The 21574-nt window shown below is 64.7% G+C and carries 18 protein-coding genes; 9 read left to right on the forward strand and 9 right to left on the reverse strand.

Annotated features, from left to right (window positions below):
* Position 1: 1 nt before the first annotated feature.
* Together LQ954_RS07945 and recG are read right to left on the reverse strand one after the other, a co-directional pair.
* A complete protein-coding gene (locus LQ954_RS07945) occupies positions 2-439 on the reverse strand; it encodes a DMT family transporter (RefSeq protein ID WP_227769988.1) in 438 nt (145 codons plus the stop codon).
* Positions 440-451: 12 nt separating this feature from the next.
* Positions 452-2506, reverse strand: a complete 2055-nt coding sequence (gene recG / locus LQ954_RS07950; protein ID WP_231022580.1) for an ATP-dependent DNA helicase RecG — start codon at positions 2504-2506, stop codon at positions 452-454.
* Between the two features lie 114 nt (positions 2507-2620).
* On the opposite strand from recG, the gene LQ954_RS07955 reads away from it, so the two are divergent.
* Together LQ954_RS07955 and mfd are read left to right on the forward strand one after the other, a co-directional pair.
* Positions 2621-2905, forward strand: coding sequence for an FAD assembly factor SdhE (locus LQ954_RS07955; protein WP_046411778.1), 285 nt, complete (start codon positions 2621-2623; stop codon positions 2903-2905).
* Positions 2906-2948: 43 nt separating this feature from the next.
* The gene (gene mfd, locus LQ954_RS07960) at positions 2949-6404 is read left to right on the forward strand and encodes a transcription-repair coupling factor (RefSeq protein WP_231022581.1); all 3456 of its coding nucleotides are present in this window, start codon (positions 2949-2951) and stop codon (positions 6402-6404) included.
* Positions 6405-6490: 86 nt separating this feature from the next.
* On the opposite strand, the gene LQ954_RS07965 is transcribed toward mfd, so the two are convergent.
* The 3 genes from LQ954_RS07965 to LQ954_RS07975 form a co-directional block, all read right to left on the reverse strand.
* Entirely contained in the window at positions 6491-7573 is a 1083-nt protein-coding gene (locus LQ954_RS07965) for a serine/threonine protein kinase (RefSeq protein WP_231022582.1), read from the reverse strand.
* Between the two features lie 6 nt (positions 7574-7579).
* Positions 7580-7978, reverse strand: a complete 399-nt coding sequence (locus LQ954_RS07970; RefSeq protein WP_231022583.1) for a DUF3010 family protein — start codon at positions 7976-7978, stop codon at positions 7580-7582.
* Positions 7979-8158: 180 nt separating this feature from the next.
* Entirely contained in the window at positions 8159-9007 is an 849-nt protein-coding gene (locus LQ954_RS07975) for a hypothetical protein (RefSeq protein ID WP_231022584.1), read from the reverse strand.
* A 298-nt stretch (positions 9008-9305) separates the two neighbouring features.
* Here LQ954_RS07975 and trmFO point away from each other — a divergent pair, with 298 nt between their 5' ends.
* Complete coding sequence (gene trmFO / locus LQ954_RS07980) at positions 9306-10637, forward strand: methylenetetrahydrofolate--tRNA-(uracil(54)-C(5))-methyltransferase (FADH(2)-oxidizing) TrmFO (protein ID WP_231022585.1); 1332 nt, start codon at positions 9306-9308, stop codon at positions 10635-10637.
* Positions 10638-10696: 59 nt separating this feature from the next.
* On the opposite strand, the gene LQ954_RS07985 is transcribed toward trmFO, so the two are convergent.
* Complete coding sequence (locus tag LQ954_RS07985) at positions 10697-11170, reverse strand: EF-hand domain-containing protein (RefSeq protein ID WP_227769980.1); 474 nt, start codon at positions 11168-11170, stop codon at positions 10697-10699.
* A gap of 52 nt (positions 11171-11222) precedes the next feature.
* Positions 11223-11948 (reverse strand): squalene/phytoene synthase family protein, encoded by a 726-nt coding sequence (locus LQ954_RS07990; protein ID WP_231022586.1) that lies wholly within the window; start codon positions 11946-11948, stop codon positions 11223-11225.
* Between LQ954_RS07990 and LQ954_RS07995 the strand changes: the two genes are divergently transcribed.
* The 3 genes from LQ954_RS07995 to LQ954_RS08005 are packed head-to-tail and all read left to right on the forward strand — an operon-like array spanning position 11920 to position 15172.
* On the forward strand, positions 11920-13848 hold the full coding sequence (locus LQ954_RS07995; RefSeq protein ID WP_231022587.1) for a pilus assembly protein: 1929 nt from the start codon (positions 11920-11922) through the stop codon (positions 13846-13848). The genes LQ954_RS07990 and LQ954_RS07995 overlap by 29 nt on opposite strands.
* Entirely contained in the window at positions 13845-14468 is a 624-nt protein-coding gene (locus LQ954_RS08000; RefSeq protein ID WP_231022588.1) for a TadE/TadG family type IV pilus assembly protein, read from the forward strand. The genes LQ954_RS07995 and LQ954_RS08000 overlap by 4 nt, the downstream gene beginning before the upstream one ends.
* Positions 14459-15172 carry a TadE/TadG family type IV pilus assembly protein gene (locus tag LQ954_RS08005; protein WP_231022747.1) on the forward strand — a complete coding sequence of 238 codons (714 nt, stop codon included), beginning with the start codon at positions 14459-14461 and terminating at the stop codon, positions 15170-15172. Before LQ954_RS08000 ends, LQ954_RS08005 begins: the two co-directional genes overlap by 10 nt.
* Positions 15173-15220: 48 nt before the next feature.
* Here the strand turns inward: LQ954_RS08005 and LQ954_RS08010 are convergent, their stop codons facing one another.
* On the reverse strand, positions 15221-16660 hold the full coding sequence (locus LQ954_RS08010) for a pyruvate dehydrogenase complex E1 component subunit beta (RefSeq protein ID WP_231022589.1): 1440 nt from the start codon (positions 16658-16660) through the stop codon (positions 15221-15223).
* Between the two features lies 1 nt (position 16661).
* The gene (gene pdhA / locus LQ954_RS08015) at positions 16662-17789 is read right to left on the reverse strand and encodes a pyruvate dehydrogenase (acetyl-transferring) E1 component subunit alpha (protein ID WP_265333961.1); all 1128 of its coding nucleotides are present in this window, start codon (positions 17787-17789) and stop codon (positions 16662-16664) included.
* Between the two features lie 44 nt (positions 17790-17833).
* Between pdhA and LQ954_RS08020 the strand changes: the two genes are divergently transcribed.
* The 3 genes from LQ954_RS08020 to LQ954_RS08030 all read left to right on the forward strand — a co-directional run bounded on the left by LQ954_RS08020 (position 17834) and on the right by LQ954_RS08030 (position 21432).
* A complete protein-coding gene (locus tag LQ954_RS08020; protein WP_231022590.1) occupies positions 17834-19126 on the forward strand; it encodes an MFS transporter in 1293 nt (430 codons plus the stop codon).
* A complete protein-coding gene (cysK, locus tag LQ954_RS08025) occupies positions 19123-20043 on the forward strand; it encodes a cysteine synthase A (protein WP_227769972.1) in 921 nt (306 codons plus the stop codon). The genes LQ954_RS08020 and cysK overlap by 4 nt, the downstream gene beginning before the upstream one ends.
* A 153-nt stretch (positions 20044-20196) precedes the next feature.
* Entirely contained in the window at positions 20197-21432 is a 1236-nt protein-coding gene (locus tag LQ954_RS08030) for a cell wall hydrolase (protein ID WP_231022591.1), read from the forward strand.
* Positions 21433-21574 lie beyond the last annotated feature (142 nt).

Below are 21574 nucleotides of genomic sequence, written 5' to 3' on the forward strand. Positions count from 1 at the left end.
GTTACCGCCGGACCAGGAACACTCCCGCCACCACCAACGCCAGACCCGCCAGCCGCGTCAGCGTCACCGGTTCCTGCTTCAATCCAAGCAGCCCGAAATGATCCAGCGCCACTGCCATCGTCAGTTGCGCTGCCAGCGTAACGGTCAGCGTCACCGCCAGCCCGAGCCGCGGCGTGGCATAGGCCACCGCCGCCACGAACACGACGCCGTACAGCCCGCCGATCCACGCCCAGGGCGGCGCCTGTCGCACGGCAGCGAGCGGTGTCCGGTCGAACAATGCCCAGATCGCAAGCAATAGCGTCAGCCCGCCCGTGAAGGAGATCAGCGACGCGAACCACACCGATCCCGTGGCGCGCGCCAGCATCGCATTGCTCGGCGATTGCACCGCCACGCACAGGCCGGCGGCGATGGCGAACAGGAACGGCAGCAGCACCGGCATGTCGCGGCGTTATCAGCCGGACCGCAGCAGCGCCACGCCCGCGTCTCGTTCGAACAGATACAGCGCCACCCGCGCCGCCTGCCCGCGCGCGCCGGAGAGCCCGCCGTCACGATCGATCAGCAGCCGCGCGTCATCATAGGCGATCGGCAGCAGCTCATTGAGCAGCTCGGGCGTCGCAAGCCGGAACGCCGCCTCGCCCGATTGCCGCGTGCCGAGCAACTCGCCGCCGCCGCGCAGCCGCAGATCCTCCTCCGCGATCATGAAGCCGTCATTCGTTTCGCGCATCAGCGCCAGCCGCGCGCGCGACGTCTCGCTCAGCGCATTGCCGCGCAGCAGCAGGCAGCGCGATTGCCCGCCGCCGCGCCCCACCCGCCCGCGCAGCTGGTGGAGCTGCGCCAAGCCGAAGCGATCGGCATGTTCGATCACGATCAGCGTCGCATTGGGCACGTTCACGCCCACCTCGATCACCGTGGTCGCCACCAGCACGCCAAGCTCGCCGCCGGCGAACCGCGCCATCACTGCGTCCTTTTCCGCCGGCCGCATCTTGCCATGCACCAGCCCGACGCGATCGCCGAAGCGCCCCGCCAGCGACGCCGCGCGCGCTTCTGCGGCGGCAAGGTCGCTCTTCTCGCTTTCCTCCACCAGCGGGCAGACCCAATAGGCCTGCTTGCCCTCCGCCAGATGCCGACCGAGCGCATTGACCACCTCGTCCAGCCGCTCCTCGCTGATGACGCGGGTCTCCACCGGCTCGCGCCCGGGTGGCATCTCGTCCAGACGGCTCTGGTCCATCTCGCCATGCTGCGCGAGCACGAGCGTGCGCGGGATCGGCGTCGCGGTCATCGCCAAGAGGTGCGGCGTCGTCTTGCCCTTGGCGGACAGCGCCAGCCGCTCGGCCACGCCGAAGCGGTGCTGCTCGTCCACCACCACCAGCCCCAGGTCGCGGTAGTTCACCGCATCCTGGAAGATCGCGTGCGTGCCGATCAATATGTCGATCGACCCGTCCGCCAGCCCCATCAGCACGCCCTCGCGCGCGCGGCCCTTGTCGCGCCCCGTCAGCACCGCGATGTTCACCGGCAGCCCGGCGAGCGTCTCGCGCAGCGTGTCGTAATGCTGCCGCGCCAGGATCTCGGTCGGTGCCAGCAGCGCACCTTGCGCCCCCGCCTCCACCGCGATCAGCAGCGCAAGCGCGGCGACCAGGGTCTTGCCCGATCCCACGTCGCCCTGCAGCAGCCGAAGCATCGGCGCATCCTGCGCCAGGTCGCCCTCGATCTCGCGCGCCGTCCGGGCCTGCGCCCCAGTCAGCGCGTAGGGCAGGCGCAGCATGTCGCGCAGCCGCCCGTCGCCCTTCAGCGCGCGGCCGCGCCGCCGCCGCGTATCCTGCCGCACCAGCGACAGCGCCAGCTGGTTGGCGAATATCTCGTCATAGGCGATGCGCGCCCGCGCCACCGCGTCGGCCGGATCGGCATGGACGCGCGCCAGCGCTTCCTTCCATCCCGGCCAGTCACGCTGCGCCAGCAGCCCGGGCTCGATCCATTCGCCAAGCTCCGGCGCCCGCGCGATCGCCTGATTGACCAGTCCGCCGACGCGGCGCGACGTGATCCCTTCCGACAAGGGATAGACCGCCTCGCGCTCGCGGAAGCTGTCGTCGCCATCCACGATCTCGGGGTGGATGATCTGCAAGTCCTGGCCGTACGTCTCCAGCTTGCCCGACACGCGCACCGGCTCGCCCACGGTGTAGAGCTTGCGCACCATCCCGCTCGATCGCCCGAAATAGACGAGGCTGACGATGTTGCCGTAGCCGTCCGCCGCCTGCACCCGCGTCGGGCCGCGGGGGGAGGAGGAGACGCGGATGTCGCGCACCGTCAGCGTGACCGCGATCGTGCGTCCCGCATCCTGCGCCATCAGCTCGTCGCGCGGCAGGCGATCGATCCAGCCGCTCGGCAGATGGAACAGCACGTCCACCACCCGCGCCAGCCCCAGCCGGTCAAGCGGCTTGGCCAGCCCCGCCCCGACGCCCTTTAGCGCGGTGACTTCGGCGAACAGTGGATTGAGGATATCGGGTCGCATGACTATCTCTTGCGCCACGCCTAGCCGTTCGCATCGATCCTGTCAGGCGAGCGGGTGAATAATCGTAGCCGACCGTGCGAAACCACGGCCGGCCAAGTGTCGTTGGAGCCCCTGATGGATCAAGAAACTCGTTTGCGGCGCACCCGCTTCCGCGCCTGGCACCGGGGCACGCGCGAGGCCGATTTCATGATCGGCGGCTTCTTCGATGCGCATCACGCCAGCTGGTCCGAAGAACAGCTGCAATGGTTCGAACGCCTGCTGGAGGAGCAGGACGTGGACATCATGGGCTGGGCGATCGGCTCCATCCCCTGCCCGCCCGAATGGGAAGGCGAGATGATGCAGACGATGCGCCGCGTCGATTTCGCGCTCGCCACCCCGGGCAGCCAGCCCGGCGCCTGACCAAGCCCCTACCTGCCGCCGCCCGATACGAACGGACCCGCCTTTGCCCGATCTGAAGACGATTCTCTCCGCCAAGACGCCGCTCACCCTCTCGGGCGTGCCGACCGGCTTCCTGCCCAGCCTGCTCGCCGATCTCGCCCGCGCGGCGACGACGCGGGCGGTGTTCATCGCGCCGGACGAAGCGGCGATGCGCGCGATCGCGGGCACCGCTCGCTTCTTCGCGCCGGAGATCGAGATCGTCGAATATCCCGCGTGGGACTGCCTGCCCTATGACCGGGCCTCGCCCTCCCTGCGCGTCATGGCGGAGCGGATCGGCGCGCTGCACAAGCTGCAGGCGACCCCCAAGACGCCGCAGCTCGTCCTCACCACCGTCAACGCCGCCACGCAGCGCACGCTCACCCCGTTCCGCATCCGCCAGCTGGTCGCGAACCTGAAACCGGGTGAGCGGATCGCACGCGACAAGCTCGCCGCGCTGCTCTCCGCCAACGGCTATGTGCGCACCGATACGGTGCACGACGCCGGCGAATATGCCGTGCGCGGCGGCCTGGTCGATCTCTTCCCCTCGGGCGAGACGCAGGCGCTTCGGCTCGACTTCTTCGGCGACGAGATCGAGAGCGTCCGCACCTTCGACCCTGCCGATCAGCGTACCACCGGCAAGATCCCCGGCTTCACCCTCCTCCCCGCCTCCGAGGCGCTGCTGGACGAGGAAAGCATCAAGCGCTTCCGCAGCCGCTATCGCGAAACGTTTGGCGCCACCGCGACGGGTGACCCGCTCTACCAGGCGGTCAGCGAAGGCCGCCGCCTGGCCGGCATGGAACATTGGCTGCCGCTGTTCGAGGAGCGGCTCGAGACGCTGTTCGACCATATCGGCGAGGATGCGCTGGTCGTGCGCGACGGCGGCGTGAAGGCCGCGGGCGAGGCGCGGTTCGAGGCGGTGGCCGATTATTACGAGAACCGCAAGCGCGCCGAGGCAGCGCAGCCCGGCAGCTACCGCGCGCTTCCCGCCAAGACGCTCTACATGCCGCCCAAGGAATGGGAGGACGCGCTCGCCGCCGCGACGGCGCATGTCACCACGCCGTTCCACGAGCCCGAATCCGCCACCGTGGTCGACTTCGACGTCGACGGCCCGCGCGATTTCGCGCCCGAGCGCGCCGCCCATGCCAATGTCTATGAGGCGGTGGTCGATCACCTGAAGGCGCTACGCAAGGAAGGCCGCACGCCCGTCCTCGCGAGCTACTCGACCGGCGCACGCGATCGGCTCGGCAATCTTCTCAAGGACCATGGCCTCACCGGTGCGAAGGCGGTTGAAACATGGCAGGAGGCGCAGGGCGTCGGCGAGACGCAGACCGCGCTCATCGTCCTGCCGCTCGACCACGGCTTCACCGCGCCCAAGGTCGCGGTCCTCACCGAACAGGACATGCTGGGCGACCGGCTGATCCGCCGCGCCAAGCGCCGCAAGTCCGCCGACGCCTTCCTGGCCGAGCTCGCCACGCTCTCGCCCGGCGATCTCGTCGTCCACACCGATCACGGGATCGGCCGCTACGTCGGCCTGACCCAGGTTCCCGTCGCCAAGGCGCCGCACGATTGCGTGCAGCTCGAATATGCCGGCGGCGACAAGCTCTACGTGCCGGTCGAGAACCTCGAGGTCCTCTCGCGCTACGGCGCCGGCGAGGAAGGCGCGACGCTGGACCGGCTCGGCGGCGAGGCATGGCAGCGCCGCAAGTCGAAGATGAAGGAGCGCATCCGCGAAATCGCGGGTGATCTCATCGCCACCGCCGCCCTGCGCGCGCTGCGCCAGGGCGAGGTCGCCGCGCCCGACGCCAGCGGCTATCCCAGCTTCGTCGATCGCTTCCCCTATCAGGAGACCGACGATCAGGATCGCGCGATCGAGGAAACGCTCGCCGATCTCTCCGCCGGCAAGCCGATGGACCGGCTCATCGTCGGCGACGTCGGCTTCGGCAAGACCGAGGTAGCCCTTCGCGCCGCCTTCGTCGCGGCGATGGCCGGCATGCAGGTCGCGGTCGTCTGCCCGACGACGCTGCTCGCGCGCCAGCACCACCTCAACTTCACCCAGCGCTTCGAAGGCTATCCGATCGAGATCGGCCGCCTCTCCCGCCTCGTCCCCGCGGCGGAGGCGAAGCGCGTCAAGGAAGGCCTCGCCAGCGGCACGATCGACGTGGTCGTCGGCACCCACGCGCTCCTCGCCAAGAACGTCGATTTCAAGCGCCTCGGCCTCGTCATCGTCGACGAGGAGCAGCGCTTCGGCGTCACCCACAAGGAACGGCTGAAGGCGCTGAAGGCGGACGTCCACGTCCTCACCCTCACCGCCACGCCCATCCCCCGCACGCTGCAGATGGCGATGAGCGGCCTGCGCGAGCTCTCCGTCATCCAGACGCCGCCGGTCGATCGCCTCGCGGTGCGCACCTATGTCATGCCGTGGGATCCGGTCGTCCTGCGCGAGGCGCTGCTGCGCGAACATTACCGCGGCGGCCAGAGCTTCCTCGTCACCCCGCGCATCGCCGATCTGCCCGACATCGAGGAATTCCTGCGCAAGGAAGTGCCCGAGGTCCGCTACGTCATTGCCCACGGCCAGATGGCGCCGACCGAGGTGGAGGAGCGCATGTCCGCCTTCGTCGAGAAGAAGTTCGAGGTGCTCATCTCCACCTCGATCATCGAAAGCGGCATCGACATCCCGTCCGCCAACACGCTGATCGTCAACCGCGCCGATCGCTTCGGCCTGGCGCAGCTATACCAGCTGCGCGGCCGCGTCGGCCGGTCGAAGACGCGCGCCTACGCCTATATGGTCACGCCCCCCGAACGGCAGATGACGGATGCGGCGGAAAAGCGCCTGAAGGTCCTCTCCGATCTCGACAGCCTCGGCGCCGGCTTCCAGCTCGCCAGCCACGATCTCGACATCCGCGGCGCCGGCAACCTGCTGGGGGACGAACAGTCCGGCCACATCAAGGAAGTCGGCTACGAGCTCTACCAGTCGATGCTGGAGGAAGCGATCATGGACGCGCGCGCCGGCGGCCTCGCCAGCCGCCCGCGCGACTTCTCGCCGCAGATCACCGTCGATGCGCCGATCCTCATCCCGGAGGATTACGTGCCCGATCTCGATCTGCGCATGGGCCTGTACCGCCGCCTCAACGATCTCGATACGAAGCCCGACCTAGACGCTTTCGCCGCCGAGATGATCGACCGCTTCGGCCCCCTGCCGGAGGCGACCGACAATCTCGTCAAGGTGATCGAGATCAAGCTGAACGCCAAGAAGGCCTGCGTCGCGAAGATGGACGTCGGCCCCAAGGGCGCGCTCGTCAGCTTCCACGACGATACGCCGCCCAACGTCCCCGCCCTCCTCGCCTATGTCGAAAAGCTCGGCCCGATCGCGAAGCTGCGCCCGGATTCGAAGCTAGCCCTGACACGCAACTGGGCGGACCCCGCCGCGCGGCTGCATGGTGCGCTGCAATTGTCGAAGGGGCTGGCGAAGGCGGCGGGGTGACGGCCGTTACTAACTGCATCATGCGAAAGTCGACGCCGATCGAAGTCAGTAGTGACAAAGGGTAAGATGCGACAAGCCGTCTTTACTTAGAGTTTCTCTGCTTCCTTGACAGCCTCACGCAGCGTGGTGGGCTTGACAGCATGAACCTTCCTCCACCCCACGCCGTGATTGACCATCTTTTCTATGGTGTACTTTCCAGGTCCACCTACAATCCTGAATTTTGCATTTCTTCGATGAAGCACTGCGGTTGGCTCGCAACGCCAGTCCGGCAAAGAAGCCCGCATGTTATTTAGCACGCCAATAAGCGCTGATGCGCTTTCATATCTCTTCTCATATGAAATATTGCAGCAGACCCGAATGACCTTTTTCAGATCGTCCGGACACCACTCCGGCAGACTGTCGTAAGCTAGCAGCTTACCCTTGAGTATCAGTCTCTCTTCAAAGCACTTCGATGCATATATCTCATTATCGGGGTGCGGCAACTTGCTGTAGCAAGCTCTCTCCTGTCCGTTCAGCCAATCCATAAGATCGTATGGGAGGGCGCCCCCAAGGATTTGGTACAGCAGAATTCCGAGTTGGTATATATCACTTTGCTCGTAGGCGCGATTAGCAACGATTTCTTCTGGGGTCCGGTAAAGAAGCGAATGACGCGACCTAGTCTCTGCGAAACCGCCAGCACCCTTCTTCACGACCGAGCCGAAATCTCCTATTACTAGGCGATCCGGATCTTGTTGAAATACATTGGAAGGCTTCAGATCACGATGAACGAAGCCTTTACCGTGTATGTAACTTACCCCGCTGGCTACCTGCAGGAGCATATCGACAGCCCGCCGCACGCCGACACTTCCAGTTGCGAGCACATCGTCCAAGTCCCCGCTCTCACAAAAGGGAGTTATGAAGTAGGCATCGTCATCATCAATCGGAGCAGCATCGTGAATGTCAAGAATGTTTGGAGAGGCCAATTCAGCAAGAATGCGCGGCTCGGCATGCACTCCGTCCCCCCAATAATAGAATTTCACAACTATTCTTCTGTTTAGCTGTCTGTTCGTCCCAATTACGACGTATCCGTTACCTCCTTTTTCAATAACCCGCTCGAATTCTATTTTTTGTGACAAGCTCTCGACCACTCTCGAAATCTTGTCTGGCAGGATCTTAAATCCTATAGGCATGCCCATCTATTTACCTGAAATCCGCCAAGCGGCCGCACGAAAGGCCTCTTCTTGATATTTCGCCAAACTGGACGGAACGCCACCTTCATTTGTCTTCGAAAATTTTAAAAGGGTCTGGGGGCTTACAAATTCTACGGACGTTCCTGAAAGCTGAAATAAAGTCTCGATCTTGAACGTCACGCCGCTAGCTGCCATCTGCCCAGAGGATTGTCGTGATTTAATAACGAACTCTTCGACGTTATGCTTCAATGCGAAGGCCTCGATGGCTGCTTTCAGCGTAACCAGCGCTCCGGTGTCGCGGTCGTCGTTGAGCTCAAGCTTCTTTGTAGTGCTTTTAACGTGAACATTCACATCGTCGTCGCGTGAAACGAGCACTAAGTTGGCCGTCTTCGATTTAATGTCCACCCCACATATCACCACAGCATGCCTCTCCCCTGCGACCGATGATAACTGTCGGATTATTGTTTTTCTTAGCGGCGTCCACGGCTCTCGCGCAACAACAACGGACAGAACAACGTCGGATCTTCACCTCGGACCGCACGCTTCCTGCTTCTTGCTGAAAGCGCCAGTGGATTGGCTCTTCCCTCACCCCCGCCGCATCCCCATCACCAACCCCGCAACCACCAGCACCGCCGCAACCGCCGTCGCGCCCGCCACCAGCGCCACCTCCTGCCCGCCGGCTGCGAAGATCGCCGCCAGCGCCCACAGGAACACAAGCGCGAAAGGCAGGTTGCCGCGCCCGCGGATCAGTGCGGTGGCGGCGATCACGCCGGTCACGACCACCACTGCGCCTGCGATCATCGGTGCCGCCGCGCCGCCCTCCACGCCGTGAAAGCGCAGGCTCGCGGCGATGTTCACCGTCGTCGCCACTGTCAGCCACGCGGTCAGCGCGCTCAGCGGCACATAGGCGAGCCAGCGCTCGCCGGTGCTGAGCCGCCCGCTGCCGGACTGCCCGGTGCCGCGCCCGCCGCTCGCGAACACGCGATAGATGGCGACAAGGCACGCCAGCGTCAGGATGATGATCGCGGAGGAAATCGCGCTCAGCCCGAACACCTGGGTGTACGCCGCCCACAGGCCGTTGCCGAGGAACGCGCCCGCCGCCGGCCAGCGGATGCGCGCGATCAGCGGATTGTCCCGCTGCGCCGGCAGCAGCTGGTAGATCGCGAACAGGGTCGAGCCGAGGTACAGCGGCCCCCAGATCGAAAAGGCCCAGCCTGCCGGGGTGATCAGCGTGCGCACCGCATCGGACTGGTCGCCGATTGGCCTCCCCACCCCCAGTTGCGGCAGCAGCGGCGTCAGGATCTGGAACGCCGCCGCCAGCAGCACGGCGATGGAAGCAGCGTTCAACGTGCCGCGAGCGGGGGTGTGGATGCGGGTTGCCATGGCCGCTGAACGCCCGTCCTGCCCGCCCGGTTCATCGCCGCGCCGCCCCATGCACCCGCCCCTTCCGCCGCCCGGCGGCGCGCCTACCGGCCAGCCCGACGCACGGCCGATCCCGGCAGCCCCCCGGCGCCGATCCGCCTTCCTGTCCTACATGCCCGCCGGGGCGTATGATCCGCGCCATGATCCACGCCCCGCCCTACCCCGCGAATGTTGAGGCTGTTGGAAAAAAGCGCGCTATCGCCTCAACTTCCTCAACATTCGCGCGCGGCGGATTTTCAGAAAGCGCGGATTTTCGCCGTTTTTCGCAGGCACGTTCCTTTTCGCACTCGGCCCGCCTAAACGCCCCTCCATGACTTACGACATCCACGTCATTGGCGGCGGCCTCGCCGGTAGCGAAGCCACGTGGCAGCTCGCCGAAGCCGGCTTCAAGGTCCGCCTGTCCGAAATGCGCGGCTCGGGAGAGAACACCCCGGCGCATCATACCGATCATCTGGCGGAGCTCGTCTGCTCCAACAGCTTCCGGTCGGACGATGCCGAAAGCAACGCCGTCGGCCTCATCCATCAGGAAATGCGCGCGCTTGGCTCGCTGATCCTGCGTGAGGGGGACGCGCACAAGGTGCCGGCCGGCTCCGCGCTGGCGGTGGATCGCGATGGCTTTTCCGCCGGCGTCACCGCCGCGCTCGCCGCCCATCCCAACGTCACGATCGTGCGCGAGCGGGTCGATGCGCTGCCGGAAGGGCCGGCGATCATCGCCACCGGGCCGCTGACCGCGCCGGGCCTGTCGCAGGCGATCGCCAGTGAAACGGGGAAGGACGCGCTCGCCTTCTTCGATGCCATCGCGCCGATCGTGTACCGCGAGTCGATCGACATGGAGAAAGCGTGGTTCCAGTCCCGCTGGAACAAGGGCGACGGCACCGATTACATCAACTGCCCGCTCAATCGGGAGCAGTATGAGGCGTTCGTCGAAGGGCTGCTCGCCGGCGAGAAGAGCGTGCCGCGCGAATGGGAGAACGTGCCCTATTTCGAAGGCTGCATGCCGATCGAGGTGATGGCGGAGCGCGGGCGCGAGACGCTGCGCTTCGGCCCGATGAAGGGCGTCGGCCTCGATGATCCGCGCACTGCGACGCCGGAACACCCCAATGGCCGCTGGCCCTATGCCTGCGTCCAGCTGCGGCAGGACAATGCCGCCGGCACGCTGTGGAACATCGTCGGGTTCCAGACGAAGCTTAAACATGCCGAACAGGTGCGCCTGTTCCGCACCATCCCGGGGCTGGAAAAGGCGGAGTTCGCCCGGCTCGGCGGCCTCCACCGCAACACCTTCCTGCGCTCGCCCGAGCTGCTGGATCCGGAGTTGCGGCTGAAGTCCCGCCCCAATGTCCGCTTCGCCGGGCAGATCACCGGCTGCGAAGGCTATGTCGAAAGCGCCGCCATCGGTCTCCTGGCCGGGCGCTTTGCGGCGGCCGAGCTCGGCGGGCGCACCATGGCCCCGCCGCCGGTGGAAACCGCGCTCGGTGCGCTGTTGAACCACATCACCGGCGCCGCGGTAGCGGAAACGTATCAGCCGATGAACGTCAATTTCGGCCTCTTCCCGCCGATCGAGGGCCGCACGAAGAAGGCGGATCGCAAGAAGATGTACACCGACCGCGCCCGTGAAGCGCTTGGGAAGTGGCTAGAGGGCTGACCACCGCTCACCTGCGCCGGTTCGGCAATTGTTGCACCGGCGTCGGCGGCCATATGGCCTCAGTCATCCTCCCCGGCGCCCGCGGTCGGGCACAGGCACTTCGGCTTGGTCTTTGCCTTGCGTTTCACCGCGGTGGTGGCGAACTCAGCGCGGTCCATCGCGGCGGATTTGTCGCGATCCGCGGCGGTGAACTTGCCGATCGACTTCGCCGCCCACTCCTCGAACGAAAGCCGCCCGTCGCCATTCACGTCTAGCTTGGCAAAGGCCTTGCGACGACTCGCGAGATACTCCTCACGCGTGATCCGCTCGTCGCGATCCTTGTCGTAGCGGTCGAACCGCTTCTCTTCCCGCGTCCGCTCGCTTGCTTCAGGCACCGGCGCTTCCGGAGCAGCCCCTTGCTGCGCCTGGTTTGTCGTCACCGCCGGCGGCATCGGGGGCAAAACGGGCTCGGTGCGCGCCCGGCCAGAAAACAGCGTCCACCCGGCAGCCACCATCAACAGCGCTGCAAGTCCCCCCGCCAGATATCGCCACATGCCCCGCTCTCCCCCACGCGGCATGCTAGCGGCTCCGGCCGAACCGGCAAGCCTAGCGGCCGCTCATCCGGTGCCAGGCCAGGCGGAGCACCCTCAGCGGCGCGCCCGCGGCCTTCTCGCCGAGAAGATCGGCCTGGGCCACATGGACCAACGCGCCTAGAAAACGTCCGGCCGGGCTCCACCGCTGCGCCGCGGCACGTTGCAGAAGGGGCCGCGCCAACGCACCCGCGCGCGCGGAAAGACCGGCATCCACCGTGATGCGCGACAGATCGGCGAGCGCCCATCCCCTGGCCGCCGCAACTACGTCGTCCTGCGCCCTGGCAAGGCGCGCCGCCTCTGCGAACAGAATGCCGCGCTCCTCGCTGAAAGCGGACAGCGCTTCATCATCGGGCGCCGCAAGCAACCGTTCCCAACCGACCTCCATTTGCGCAAGCGCAGCGCCATTAGCCTGCGCCTCGGAAAGCGCCCGCAGGATCGGCTGAGCAGGCGACCGCCCGGTGCCAAGCGCCGACAGCGCCTCGTGCCACCACGTCAGTCGCAGTTGCGCCACCATCGGGTCGCGCGTCCCCATCGCAAGCTTCGCCAGCGTCGCATCCAGAGCAAAGAGCGCCACGATTCCGTCGTGGGCCGCAAGAGGCGCGTAGCCGAGCGCGAGCGCGCGCTCCGGATGGCCGGCAGCAGGGTCGATCCCGAAGGTTTGCGTGTCGTTAACCATGTCGTTTGAGGCGGGCTTAGCGGCTCCTGCGGCAATGCGCATCGTGAAGACGACTATGGTCATGCAGGGTTCGAAGCGAGTGGAAAACAACGGAGCCGCGCACTTTCTCGGGAGGCTGCGGCGCGATGTCAGAGGCAATACGCTTGCCATGATGGCGGCGTTCCTCATCCCGCTTGCGGCCTTCACCGGGTCGGCGGTGGATGTCGGCCGCATGTACCTGGTTAAGATCCGGCTCCAACAGGCCTGCGACGCCGGCGTTCTGGCGGGCCGCAAGTTCATGCTGGACAGCAACAGCAGCACGCTGGACAGCAATGCTGTCACTCAGGCCCGCGCATTCTTCGCCAGCAATTTTCCCAGCGGCCTGATGGGGACGCCAGCCTATACCAGTACGTCCAACCCATACCCTTTCGTCCCGAGCAAGACGAGCGACAACCAGGTCGCCGGCACCGCCTCCACACAGGTGCCAATGACCCTCATGGCAATGTTCGGACAGACCAGCCAGGCATTGACCGTCACGTGCGAGGCACGATTCGACATTGCCGACACAGACATCATGTTCGTGCTGGATACCACCGGATCGATGGCGTGCCTGGCGACCGAGTCCAGTTGCAGTCAGTCGACGGTCAGCTACCAGCGTCCAGACGGTACTGGGATCGCCTATTACACGACGGAGAAGACCAACTCGAAACTGTCTGGCCTGCGATCCGCAGTACTCAGCTTTTACGACACCATGGCTGCGAACATCGATTCCCGAACAAAGGTGCGCTACGGTTTCGTGCCTTATACATCGACTGTGAACGTCGGGTTTGATCTGCCGCAGGGCTCGCTCGTATCGCAAACGACTTATCAATCGCGACGGATCATCGGAGATACCCTTTTCGGCTCCACCTCTACACAAACCTATTCCAACACAACATACAACAACTGCATGGCGCGCGCCAATCGGGAACCCGATTCCGGCTACACTGCTAATGGCTTGGCTTATGTGACACGAGCTAACTGGTCCTGGGGCGACTGTACCGTCACTGGCCAGTATGCTCGCCCTAACTGGCGCTATGAACCCGTCACTCACGACGTTAGTCGTTTCATCTTGCGCGATGTCGTTACAGATCCGACCAAGGTCACCGGCGCAACCACCAGGTGGCAGGGCTGCATCGAGGAGCGCAGAACGCAAGCTGCCCAGACCTCGTTCAGCACCAGCAACTTGCCGCCAGATCTCGATCCTGATTTGCGCGCGACGTCAGATGATACTCGCTGGCGCCCGATGTGGCCGGATGTGACCTATTACAGACCCGGTATTTCCGCGACGAACTACTCGGGCAGCGGCACCAATCCTTACGGGGACTTCGTACCCACAAATCATGTCGCCACGACAGACTATACTAGTGTTGCTCCTTATGCGGCGAACGGCTGGGCTGAAAATATCAGGAGCGGCTTTCATTCTTGTGGCAAACGCGTGCAATTGCTTGACGAGATGAGCCGTACCGAGGTTTCCAATTATGTGAACGCCACGGACTTCAAGGCTATCGGCGGCACCTATCATGATGTTGGGATGATCTGGGGCACTCGCCTCATTTCCCCAACTGGCTTGTTTGCCAGTTACACCGCCGCCCACCCCGGTCGCCAGGCGCCGAACCGCTATATAGTCTTTATGACCGACGGTGAAATGGCACCCAATGTCTCGCTGTACGGCATGTACGGGATCGAGGAGTACGATCGGCGCATCTCTGGCGGCTACGGCGATCTCACCGACTACCACAACAAGCGCTTCGTGGCAGTTTGCTCCGCCGCCAAGGAGCGCGGGATCACGGTGTTCGTGGTGGGATTCGGCCAAACGCTGAACAACGAGCTCACCACCTGCGCTTCGCCGGGGCAGGCGTATTACGCGCGCGACAATGCCGCGCTGACCAGCGCGTTTCAGACGATTGCGCGACAGGTCGCGATGCTGCGGATCTCGAAGTGAGGCTTGCATCGCGTCTCCGCCATGACCGTCGCGGCGTGACGGTGGTTGAGTTCGCGCTCATCGCCCCTGTCATGTGCCTGATGATGATGGGCCTCGGCGACCTCCTCTATAACATGTACGCCAAGGAACTTCTGGAAGGCTCGATCCAGAAGGCCGCGCGCGATTCCGCAATACAGGGTGGCGCGCAACAAACCGCGGAAATCGATAGCGACGTCATGGAGATGATGGGGGCAATCATGCCGCGCCCCACGCCGAATTGCGCGCCGACGCCACCGTCGGGCACCTTCTGCTCGACCCGACAGAGCTACGAGGTCTTCTCGGCCGCCGGTCCAGAGCCGTTCAACGACGATAATAATGACGGTCAGCGAAACCCGACTGAATGTTATCAGGATCTCAACAGAAACGGTTCGTGGGATGTGTCCCCCGGCCCCGGCAGTCCGGGTCAGGGCGGGGCCAATGATGTGACGCTCTATACGATCAAGATCACCTATGCTCGCATCTTCCCGGTACCCCGGCTGTTCGGATGGAGCGACAACAACTCTGTGTCGGCACAGGCACTGCTGAAGAACCAGCCATATGCCACGCGCGCGGATCCCACAATTACTTGGAAATGCTCTTGATCCCGTCTTCCCTGCCGAACCGCCTGCGCCGCGATCGTCGTGGCGCCGCGCTCATGGAATTCGCGTTCAGCGCGCCACTCGTCCTGGCTCTTGGCTTATACGGCGTGGAGATCGGCAACCAGGCACTCGTACACATGCGCCTCAGCCAGATCGCTCTCAATCTGGCGGACAACGCCTCTCGCATGGGCCTGGTTGGCACGAACAATGTCGAAACCATGCGGGAAGGAGACATGAATGACATCCTTCAGGCTGCTCGGATCCAAGGCGACGGGATGAACCTTACCCAGAACGGGAGGGTAATCGTCTCCAGCCTCGAAAATGTGCAGCAGAGCTACGACACGGCGCCGGTTCAGCGCATTCACTGGCAGCGCTGCATCGGAAAGATGCGCGGTGAAGGATATGACTCCAGTTACGGGACGACGAGTATCACGGCCGGCACCACCTCCACGCTTGCCAATGCGGGCACCGTGATGACAAGCGGCATGGGACCGACCGGGGAAAAGGTGAGCGCGCCACCCAACTCTGCCGTGATGTATGTCGAGATCAACTATCTCTACGAGCCACTCGTCAGTGAGTGGTTGGCGACGCCTTTCCGGATGCAGTATCGCGCATCCATGATCGTCCGAAACAATCGGGATTTCCGGCAGATCTACAATCCGGTGTCCTACGCTCGGCGGGCGACCTGCAACCTTTATACGAGCTGAGGCCACCCGCCTGGCAACAGCCGAGGCGGGCAGCCACTGGCCCTCAACTCACTTCCTGTACGTCACCTTCTTCACGCCTTCGACGATCTTGTCGGACGAGATCAGCGCCAGCTTCTCGAGGTTCGCCGCATAGGGAAGCGGCACGTCCTCGTTGCAAACGCGCACGACCGGGGCGTCCAAGTCGTCGAAACCTTCTTCCATGCAGATCGCGATGATCTCACTGGCGATCGAGCAGGTTGGCCAGCCTTCCTCGGCTACGACCATGCGATTGGTCTTGGCGAGGCTCTTGAGCACGGTGTCCTTGTCGAGCGGGCGCAGCGTGCGAAGGTCGATCACTTCCGCGTCGATCCCCTCACCGGCCAGCTTCTCGGCGGCTTCGAGCGCTAGGCCAACGCCGATCGAATAGCTGACGATCGTCACGTCCTTGCCTTCTCGCATGACGCGGGCCTTGCCGATCGGCAGAACCCAATCGTCGAGCTTGGGCACTTCGAACGACCGGCCGTAGAGCAGCTCGTTCTCGAGGAACACTACCGGATCCTCGCTGCGGATCGCCGCCTTCAGCAGCCCCTTTGCGTCAGCCGCGTCGTAGGGCGCGATGACGATGAGGCCCGGCACGCTGGCGTACCATGGGCCGTAGTTCTGGGAGTGCTGCGCGGCGACACGGCTGGCGGCGCCGTTGGGCCCGCGGAAGACGATCGGGCAGCGCATCTGCCCACCGGACATATAGTTCGTCTTTGCAGCCGAATTCACGATGTGGTCGATCGCCTGCATCGCGAAGTTGAACGTCATGAACTCGACGATCGGGCGAAGACCACCCATGGCGGCGCCCGTGCCGACGCCGGCGAAGCCGTATTCGGTAATTGGCGTGTCGATGACACGGCGGTCGCCGAACTCGTCCAGCAGCCCCTGGGTCACCTTGTACGCGCCCTGGTACTGCGCGACTTCCTCACCCATCACGAACACACGCTCGTCGGCGCGCATTTCCTCGGCCATCGCGTCGCGCAGGGCCTCACGAACGGTGACCTTCACCATTTCGGTGCCTTCGGGGACCGCAGGGTCGGTCACTTCCGCGTCGTGCTTCGCCGCCTCGAACATCTGCCGAGCGCCGGTCTCAACCTTCTCCTGCGCCGGGTGTGCGGAGTCCTCGACCTTGTCGGCCTTCTTCTCGTCCGCCTTGGCTTCCGGAGCGGCGGTGTCTTCCTTTGTCGCGGCAGGATCGCTGGTGCCCGCGGGCGCCGCGTCGGCGCCCTCGCCTTCCAGCTGCATGATCACCGTGCCGACCTTCACATTGTCGGTGCCCTCGGCGATCAGGATCTTGCTGACCACGCCTTCGTCGACCGCCTCGAACTCCATCGTGGCCTTGTCGGTCTCGATCTCGGCCATGATGTCGCCGGACTTCACCGTGTCGCCTTCCTTGACGAGCCACTTGGCGAGCGTGCCCTCTTCCATCGTGGGGGAGAGCGCCGGCATCTTGATGTCGATCGCCATCTCAATACTTCTCCACCAGCACGTCGGTATACAGTTCCTTGGGATCGGGTTCGGGGGTGCTCTCCGCGAAATCGGCAGATTCGTTCACGACCTTGCGGATCTCGGTCTCGATGGCCTTCAGCTCGTCTTCCCTGACGCCCTGCGCATCAAGCAGCTTCTTCACATGCTCGATCGGATCGGACTTTTCTCGAACCGCCTGCACTTCCTCGCGGCTGCGATACTTGGCCGGGTCGGACATGGAGTGGCCGCGATAGCGATAGGTCTTCATCTCGAGGATGATCGGCCCCTTGCCGGATCGCACCCATTCAAGCGCCGCCTCGGCTGCGCCGCGTGCCGCGAGCACGTCCATGCCGTCGACCTGGATGCCCGGAATGCGGAAGCTCTCGCCACGGCGATACAGCTGGTCCTCGGCCGACGCACGGTTGACGCTCGTGCCCATGGCGTATTGATTGTTCTCGATGACGAAAATGACGGGCAGCTTCCACAGCTCCGCCATGTTGAAGCTTTCGTACACCTGCCCCTGGTTCGCCGCACCATCGCCGAAATAGGCCAGGCACACGCCGCCATCGTTGTTGTACTTGTGCGCAAAGCCAAGTCCGGCGCCCAGCGACACCTGCGCGCCCACGATGCCGTGCCCGCCGTAGAACTTATGCTCGACGCTGAACATGTGCATCGAGCCGCCCTTCCCCTTGGAGATGCCGGCCTGACGCCCGGTCAGCTCCGCCATCACATCCTTGGGCGGGATGCCGCAGAGCAGCATGTGGCCGTGGTCGCGATAGCCGGTGATAACGCTGTCCTTCTCGGTCAGCGCGGACTGCAGGCCGACCGCAACGGCCTCCTGGCCGATGTACAGGTGGCAAAAGCCGCCGATCAGGCCGAGGCCATAAAGCTGGCCAGCCTTTTCTTCGAAGCGGCGGATGAGCAGCATGTCCTTGTAGAACTGCAGCAGCTCGTCCTTCGACGCTTCATAGGGCTGCGGCTCGTTCGGGCGCTCACGATTGGGTACGGGGGGTTCGGCGCTCTTCGCGCGGGATGTTCTTGCCACGGGGCTGGACCTCGCAGGTTCCTGGGGAAAAGGGAGAAGCCGGCCTATAAGCCTCAACGGGCGGCGCGCGCAACGCCGTGGCATTGCCCGTTGTGCCTGTTCGACGGGCGACTTAAGTCCGCCAGTGCATGTCAGCCGCTGTTCATCCGCTCCGCATCGCCAATTACCGCAGTTATTGGCTGGCCCGCCTCGCCAGCACCATTGCGCAATCGGCCCTCGCCATCGTGCTCGGCTGGCAGGTGTACAGCCTCGCGCGCGAAACCATGGACATCCGGGAGGCCGCCTTCCTGCTCGGCATGATCGGCCTCGCCCAGTTCATTCCCCTGTTCCTGCTGACGCCGGTCGTGGGATTGATCGCGGACACGATCGATCGCCGCTGGATCGTGCGGGGCACCACCACCCTGCTTGCCGCCAATGTGATGTTGCTGGGTCTGGCGACGTGGGAGGGATGGATCAGCCTGCCGGTTCTGTTCGGCGCCGCGGTGCTGGTTGGCGTCGCGCGCGCGTTCGCCGGCCCGGCCTACGGCGCATTGGCGCCTAACCTTGTCCCGCGCGAAAGCCTGCCCAGCGCGATCGCGCTTGGTTCCATTGCCATGCAGGTCGGGTTCATCGCCGGCCCCAGCGTGGGCGGCCTCTTGTTCGCGATCGGCCCGATCACCGCTTATGCCGGTATGGCTGCGATGTTCCTGCTCGCGCTGGTCATGTTGCTCACCATCCGCCGCGTGCCGCAGCCTCCGGCGCAGAAGGACCGGCGCCCGCTCGCCCGGATTGTCGACGGCTTTGCCTATGTGAAGCGCAACCGGCTGGTACAGGCGGCAATCACGCTGGATCTGTTCGCCGTGCTTCTCGCCGGGGCGACTGCCCTGCTCCCGATCTATGCACGCGACATCCTGCATGTCGGTCCCACCGGTCTTGGCTTGCTGGCCGCCGGCATGGGGATTGGTGCTTCGCTGACCGGCATCTTCCTGTCCTTTCGTCCGATGACCAGCGATGTCGGGCGCAAGATGCTGATCGCGGTTGTCATCTTCGGGCTCGCCATCCTGACGTTCGGGATCTCGAAGAACTTCGTGCTCAGCCTCGCCGCGCTGATTGTGGCGGGCAGCGCAGACATGGTGTCGATGTACGTGCGCGGCTCGCTGATCCAGCTTCACACGCCTGATGAAATGCGCGGCCGCGTCAGTGCCGTCAGTCAGCTCACCATTTCCGCCTCCAACGAACTGGGCGAGGCGGAAAGCGGCCTCATGGCGTCACTGCTTGGCCCCGTCGGCGCCGTGGTGGTTGGCGGCGTCGGCGCGATCGCCGTTACCCTTTTGTGGTCGCGGTTGTTTCCGGAACTGAAGCAAGCCAAAACCTTTGACCCGCCAGAGGCACCCTTGTCGGTGGTGCCGCCCGAAACCCAGCACGGAGTAGCTCAGCCATGAAGGCGAACACGATCCTCGAGACGATCGGCAACACGCCGCACATTCGCGTGCAGCGGCTGTTCCCGGGATCAGAGGTCTGGATCAAGTCGGAACGGTCGAACCCAGGGGGCTCGATCAAGGATCGTATCGCACTCGCCATGATCGAGGCAGCGGAGGCATCCGGCGACCTGAAGCCCGGTGGCACGATCATCGAGCCGACCAGCGGCAACACCGGCATCGGCCTCGCGATGGTGGCCGCGGTGAAGGGCTACAAGCTCGTCCTCGTCATGCCGGAAAGCATGTCGCTGGAACGCCGACGCCTGATGCTGGCATATGGTGCGACCTTTGATCTCACCCCACGTGAAAAGGGCATGAAGGGGTCGATCGAACGCGCGCTGGAACTGGTGGAAACCACGCCCAATGCCTGGATGCCGCAGCAGTTCGAAAATGCCGCAAATATCGACGTTCACGTCCGCACGACGGCACAGGAAATCCTGAACGACTTCCGCGATGCCCCGATCGACGTGCTGATCACTGGCGTCGGCACCGGCGGCCATATCACAGGGGTTGCTGAAACCCTGAAGAGGGAATGGCCGAACCTGAAAGTGTTCGCGGTCGAGCCCGCGGCGTCGCCCGTCATCAGCGGTGGCCAGCCCGGCCCGCACCCCATCCAGGGGATCGGCGCAGGCTTCATTCCGGCAAACCTCCACACTCAGGCGTTGGATGGCGTCATTGAGGTGGATGCGAATGTCGCCAAGGACATGGCGCGCCGCGCCGCGCGCGAAGAGGGCATGCTCGTCGGCATCTCCTCGGGCGCTACGCTGGCGGCGATCCTCCAGAAGCTGCCTGACCTGCCTGACGGTGCCCGCGTCCTTGGTTTCAACTATGACACCGGCGAGCGCTACCTGTCGGTGCCGGAGTTCCTGCCGGAGGCGTAAGGCACTGCATTCAGCCGCTGCGATGTCGATCCGAACACGGTTCGCCTTGAACGCGTCCTCCCGGGATTGTCTCGGGAGGACGTCGCGGCTTTGCGCAGCGGCCAGCAGCGCTGTCAGCTTCGCCGCACGGGGAAATTAGGTTAAGCGCGCCCCGTGCCGACCTTTCGACCGCTTCACCTCATCCTTGCTGCCATCGCGCTTGCCGCGATCGCCTTGCCGCTGATCGTCACTCATCTGGTGCCGCACGTTGCCGTTGAGATCGGAGAGCCGATCATCCTTTCACAACGCGCTGTTGTTCCCCAGGCCGCGCCACCGCCGGTCGAGCCGGTCGAGTATGCCGAGATCGCGCCGGAGGATGCCCGCGCCATCAACGCCGCCGTTCCGTTCGTGAAGGGCCCCGTGCCGCCGGCCCGCCCGTTCCGCTTCGTCGGCGGCACGGAGGAATTCGCCCGCGCAACAGATTGCCTCGCCGCCGCGGCTTATTACGAGGCTGGCGACGATGCCGTTGGCGAACGCGCCGTCGTTCAGGTCGTCCTGAACCGTCTGCGCCACCCCGCCTTTCCGAAGACGGTCTGCGGCGTGGTTTTCCAGGGCGCGGAGCGGATCACCGGCTGCCAGTTCACCTTCACCTGCGATGGGGCGCTCCGCCGCACCCCGTCGCCTGCCGCATGGACGCGCGCGCGGGACATCGCCGCCAAGGCGCTTCGCGGATCCGTGTACAAGCCGGTTGGCTGGGCAACGCACTATCACACCGACTGGGTGGTGCCTTACTGGAGCTCAAGCCTGGACAAAATCGCTGAGGTCAACACGCACCTCTTCTTCCGGTGGACTGGCTGGTGGGGCACTGGCCCCGCGTTCAATCGCGGGCAGCAGCCGGGCGAAGCGACCATCCCGCAGCTCGCGGCGATTTCGGAATATCACCGCGGCGGCGCCCCCTTGGCTGATGACGTTCAGTTGGCCGAGGCCGTTCCGTTCTTCGGCCGCACCCCGGCGCCGCTCGCCGGCGATCGCGACACGTTTCTGACCATGCTCAATCCCTCGCAGGCCGACACTTTCCAGGGGATGGCGCTCGCCTCCTGCGGTGAGCGGCCGCGCTGCAAGTTCATGGGCTGGACGGAGCCGGACGCCATGGCGTTCACACTCCCGCTCACCCCCGAACAGATGAACGCCATGTCGTTCAGCTACATCCGCGATCGCGGCAGCAACTTCGAGCGGGCGCTGTGGAACTGCGAGGAGTTCAAGAAACGGGCCCCCTGCATGAAGCGAATGACCCTTCGTGCCGCTCCCGCTCCACAAGAGAATGTGCGCGGGCCCGCCGAGCTGGAAGGCGTACGTCGCAAGGCTGATGCCATAGAGCCGCCGCCGGGGAACGCCGCCGGGGTCGAATAAACAGGCGGTCCGGCCGATAAATCTCCATCCCGCGCGCCGGCCGCCAGCAAGAGTGCCTCACGAACACAGGAAGGTCGGCAACCCTCACCTGAGAAAAATCATGCCGGGAAGCGCGAACGCCCCCGGCATGAATTGAACGTCA

The organism is Sphingomonas sp. IC-11 (assembly GCF_021043365.1).
GTDB lineage: Bacteria > Pseudomonadota > Alphaproteobacteria > Sphingomonadales > Sphingomonadaceae > Sphingomonas.